General features: G+C 59.8%; 3 protein-coding genes. All 3 read left to right on the plus strand.

The window, feature by feature from the left end; genetic code table 11:
* Positions 1–1,437, plus strand: a 1,437-nt coding sequence (locus tag ABX749_RS22055) for a dockerin type I domain-containing protein (RefSeq protein WP_372897884.1), incomplete at its 5' end; no start/stop codon positions are given.
* 68 nt (positions 1,438–1,505) lie between these two features.
* A complete protein-coding gene (locus tag ABX749_RS22060; protein WP_372897885.1) occupies positions 1,506–2,870 on the plus strand; it encodes an adenosylmethionine--8-amino-7-oxononanoate transaminase in 1,365 nt (454 codons plus the stop codon).
* Between the two features lie 137 nt (positions 2,871–3,007).
* Positions 3,008–4,840: PQQ-dependent sugar dehydrogenase (locus ABX749_RS22065; RefSeq protein WP_372897886.1), on the plus strand; the 1,833-nt coding region annotated here is incomplete at its 3' end.

The following is a 4,840-nucleotide window of genomic DNA, read 5'->3' on the forward strand; positions in this document are numbered from 1 at the left end:
GATCAGTTGATCGAATATCACTGGGACAGCCTCGACGAACCGAACGTCACCCCGCTCGGCGATCCGCTGCCCGCCCCGACGGCGGTCGACGATGTCTTCCGACGCAATTCCGACGCGCGCGATCGCTACTTGAACGTGCTGGAAAACGACCAGATTCTCGGCTATCTGGGAAACGCCCAGATTATGGAATTGATCGACGCCCCTGCCGGAGTGGTGATCGCGACCGGCGGCAACGTACTGCGACTGACCGAAGACGCATTGGGCAGCGAGGGGACGTTCGAATTCCGCTACGTTCTTCAACAAGGTTCCCAGCGGGCATCGGCGAAGGTCACGTTGACACTGTTCCGCTATGACGACGATGACGTCGAGCAAGCCGTCCAACGCGTCATCGCCCGAGCCGCCGAGGACTTGGATGTCAACGCATCGGACCTGCAAATCGGTGCCGTGCGTCGATTCACCAGTCAGCCCATGCCCAGCGATCCGGCCGCGGGAATCGAAAATCCGCTCGGCGGGCAATTCGGGATTCTCGTCGACGTGCGCGTCGGCGACCAGCTTTATCGCTACGCAGCGAATTTCCAAGACGACGTTGTCCGGCTCAGCAGTCAACCACTCCGGCGCGTGATGGAACTGAGCATGCGTGCGGTGGACGTCGACGGCAACACCGTCGAATCGATTCAATCGGGCGATGAATTCTACATCGAAGTCACCGCACGGGACCTGCGAGAATTCGGCTTCGGTGTGTTCGCCGTCGCCTTTGACCTGCCCCTGCCGGTGAGCCAATTGGAATTGACCGGCGCGATGATTCTGCTGGGCAAGTTCGATGAGATTGGCGAGCCGATCACGGCAGGGGGCATCGATGAATTCAGCGCCTTGGAAGCGTTGATCGAGCACCCCGGCAATGACGCTCAGGGTGTGGTTCGATTCGGCGTTCGCGCGATCGCCGGTGGTCAAGTCACCCTGCAACTCGACCCGGCCGAATCGCTTGGCGCGGAACTGCTGTTGCGCGGACGCAACGACGAAGTCTCGCCGCTTGAAGTGGACTTCGGCTCGTTGACGTTGAACATCGATGGGATCGAACCGACCGACACCGACGCCAGCGGTGCGGTGACGCCGTCGGACGCCCTGCGGGTGATCAATTTCCTAGGTGTCTACGGCAGTGTGCTGGTCGACGACCTTGCGACACTTACAACGCGCGTCGAAGGTGAAGACGGTGAGCAGCGATTGCGTTCGATGCGACGTCTGGACACCAATGCCGACGGACTGATCTCCGCCCGAGACGCCTTGCACGTGATCAACGACCTGGCACGACTATTCATCCGCAAGGACGCTACCGACGGTGGGGGATCCAACGCCGAAGCGGAATCGGTCGACGCCGCCATCGCCAGCGACTTCTTGTCCGACGACGATGACGATGATACGCTCGACACCGTGAGATAGGCATCCAGCCTGTCAACGATCCCATCGCGCCCTCCTGGATTTCACACCGTCGCCACCACGGGGATGTCGTGTCATCCTCGCCAATTTTTTCTGCAGGTCCCGACATCGCCCCCTCGCCGTCGACCAAGACCGATTCTGTCCCCGACATTTCCAACGCTCCCGATTGGCAACAGCAGGGTTACGAACATCTTTGGATGCCGTATTGCCAAATGAAGACGGCACCCTTGCCGCTGGCGGTCGAGCGTACCGAGGGTGTTTACTTGCACTTGAGCGATGGGCGACGATTGATCGACGGCCTGGCGTCTTGGTGGTCGGCCTGTCACGGATACAACCATCCGCATGTGGTCGATGCGATGCATCGACAACTTGATAGGATGCCGCATGTGATGTTTGGCGGGATCAATCACGAACCGGCGCTGACGCTTGCCCAGCGTCTGGCCGCTCTACTGCCCGGTGACCTCAACCGCGTGTTCTTTTGTGATTCCGGATCCGTCGCGGTCGAAGTGGCCATGAAGATCGCGATCCAGTTCCATCGCAATCGCGGCCAGCGGGGCCGCACCCGATTCTTGTCGTTCGCCAATGCCTACCACGGCGACACCACCGGCGCGATGTCGCTGTGCGATCCCGAGCGCAGCATGCACGCGCGATTTGAAGGCGCACTGTTGCAACAACTGAACGTCGACATCCCTCGCGATGACGACTCGATGCAACGGTTCCAATCGCTGCTGGAGCAAAACCGAGATTGCTTGGCGGGCGTGTTCATCGAACCGCTGGTGCAAGGCGCCGGCGGGATGCGTTTTCACTCACCCGATGTGCTGCGCTGCATCGCCCAGTGCTGCCGCGACAACGACGTCCTGTTGATCGCCGATGAATTGGCGACCGGATTTGGACGCACCGGAACCCTGTTCGCGATCGAACAGGCCGACATCGTTCCGGATGTGATCTGTCTGGGGAAAGCGCTTTCGGCCGGTATGATCGGGATGGCGGCGACGGTGGCAACCGAGCGGGTGTTCGATGCGTTTTGGTCAGACGATGCGTCTAAGGCGTTGATGCACGGACCGACTTTCATGGCCAACCCCCTGGCCTGTGCCGCCGCGGGGGCTTCGCTGGATTTATTTGAGCGGGAGCCGAGGCTGGAGCAGGCGCGAACGATCGAAGCGGGACTGCGCGAATTATTGGCGCCATGTCGCCAGATCGACCGGGTCGTCGACGTCCGGGTCAAGGGCGCGATCGGAGTCGTCCAGGTCGATTCGCTCGATCACGTCGATCGGCTACGAGACCTGTTTGTCCGCCAAGGCGTCTTGATTCGCCCTTTCGGAGACTGCATCTACACGACACCGCCGCTGGTGATTTCCGCGGGCGAACTCGAAAGAATCGGCGACGCGATCGTTTCGGCGACCCGGCAATGGGCTCGCTGGCCGCGAGAGAGTTGACAAATTCACAGACTCGGTTGTTGTTGGCGGTGTTCTTTCGGGAAATAATGGTCGCCACGAATCAATTCGGCCCAACCACCGCTGGCGGTCGCCTTCCTCCCCTCCCCTGCCCTTTTATCCCTGATCGGTATCTTTGCATGTTCCTTCTGAAATTTGTCGGCAAATGCGCCGTCGCCTTTGCCGTGACCTGCATGGTCGGCGTCCCCCATTCCGCATTTGCGCAGTCCGATGCGAATCAACTGAGCGAAGCCGAAAAACGTAGCGGCTGGAAATTGCTGTTCGATGGAAAGTCCGCCGACGCCTGGCGCAACTACCAAAAAGACACGCTCGGCGAGGGCTGGAAAGTCGTCGATGGAACCCTGGTCCGCGCCGACAAAGGTGCCGGCGACATCATTACCAAAGAGAAGTACGACGCGTTTGAATTGTTGATCGATTACAAGATCAGCCCCGAAGGCAACAGCGGGCTGATGTTTCATGTCACCGAAGACAACCCCAGACCGTGGCACAGCGGACCGGAAATCCAGATCCAAGACAACGTCGACGGACACGACCCACAGAAGGCGGGTTGGCTGTATCAGCTGTATAAGCCGACGCCGCCGCGTTGGGCTGCCGACCAAACGCCCGTCGACGCCTCGCGACCGGCCGGCCAGTGGAATCAAATCTACTTGAGAATCGCCCCCCAAGGCTGTGAAGTCTGCCTCAACGGCGTGCGATACTACACCTTCAAAATCGGAAACAACGATTGGAATCGACGCGTCTCGGAAAGCAAGTTCGCCAAGTTCTCGGAGTTCGGCAAAGCCGGCGAGGGACACATCTGTTTGCAAGACCATGGCGATCATGTCGCGTTTCGCAACATCAAGGTGCGTCGCATCAATCCCGACGGCAGCGTTCCACAGCCGATCGACGGGAAGCTCGAATTAAAGAGCGAACTCGCGTTCCCCAATCTGAAACTCGATCAATGGGAAGCGGTCGATGACGACGGCAAGATTCGCCCGCTGCGGATCCTGGAACTGACCTACCCGCGTGACGACAGCAACCGCGTGTTCATCGCGTCGCAGTATGGCGAGATCTGGACGTTCCAAAATGATCCCGAAACCGTCAAGTCGCATCTGGTGCTCGACATGCGCAGCGAAGTCGCCGATTGGAAGAACAGTGGCGGCAACGAACAGGGACTGCTCGGTTTGGCCATGCACCCCGATTTCAAGAACAACCAAAAATTCTACGTTTATTACTCCGATGCCGATAACGATCGATCCGTCGTCAGCGAGTTCACGATGTCCAAGGACAATCCGAACAAGGCCGATGCCGCGACCGAACGGATCGTGATGGTGATCCCCCAGCCGTACAAGAATCACAACGGCGGCAGCATCGAGTTCGGTCCCGACGGTTACCTGTACATCGGGCTCGGCGACGGTGGCGATCGCAATGACCCCAAGGCGGCCGGCCAGAACCTGTCCATGCTGCTCGGTTCCATCCTGCGAATCGACGTCGACAATCGTTCCGGTGACAAGGCCTACGGCATTCCCAGCGACAACCCGTTCGTCAACACCCCCAACGCCCAGCCCGAGATCTACGCCTTCGGTATTCGCAACCCGTGGCGTCTGGCCTTCGACCGTCAAACAGGTGACCTGTGGATGGGCGACGTGGGACAAGAACTTTGGGAAGAAGTCAACGTCGTCACCAAAGGCGGCAACTATGGCTGGAGCAACCGGGAAGGCACCAACAGCTTTGGCAACCGTGCCGCGGTCGCCGGTGTCAGTGACCCGATCGACCCGGTCTGGCAATACGATCACCGAATCGGCCGTTCGATTACCGGCGGTCGTGTGTACCGCAACGCACGCCTTCCCGAACTGGCCGGCAAGTACCTCTACGCCGACTACGTCACCGGCGTGGTCTGGGCGTTGTCCTTTGACCCCGAAACCAAGCGTGCGACCGCCAACGAGCAAGTGATTCCCGAAGGCGTCCAGGTA

The sequence above is a fragment of the Stieleria sp. genome (assembly GCF_041595215.1).
Lineage (GTDB): Bacteria > Planctomycetota > Planctomycetia > Pirellulales > Pirellulaceae > Stieleria > Stieleria magnilauensis.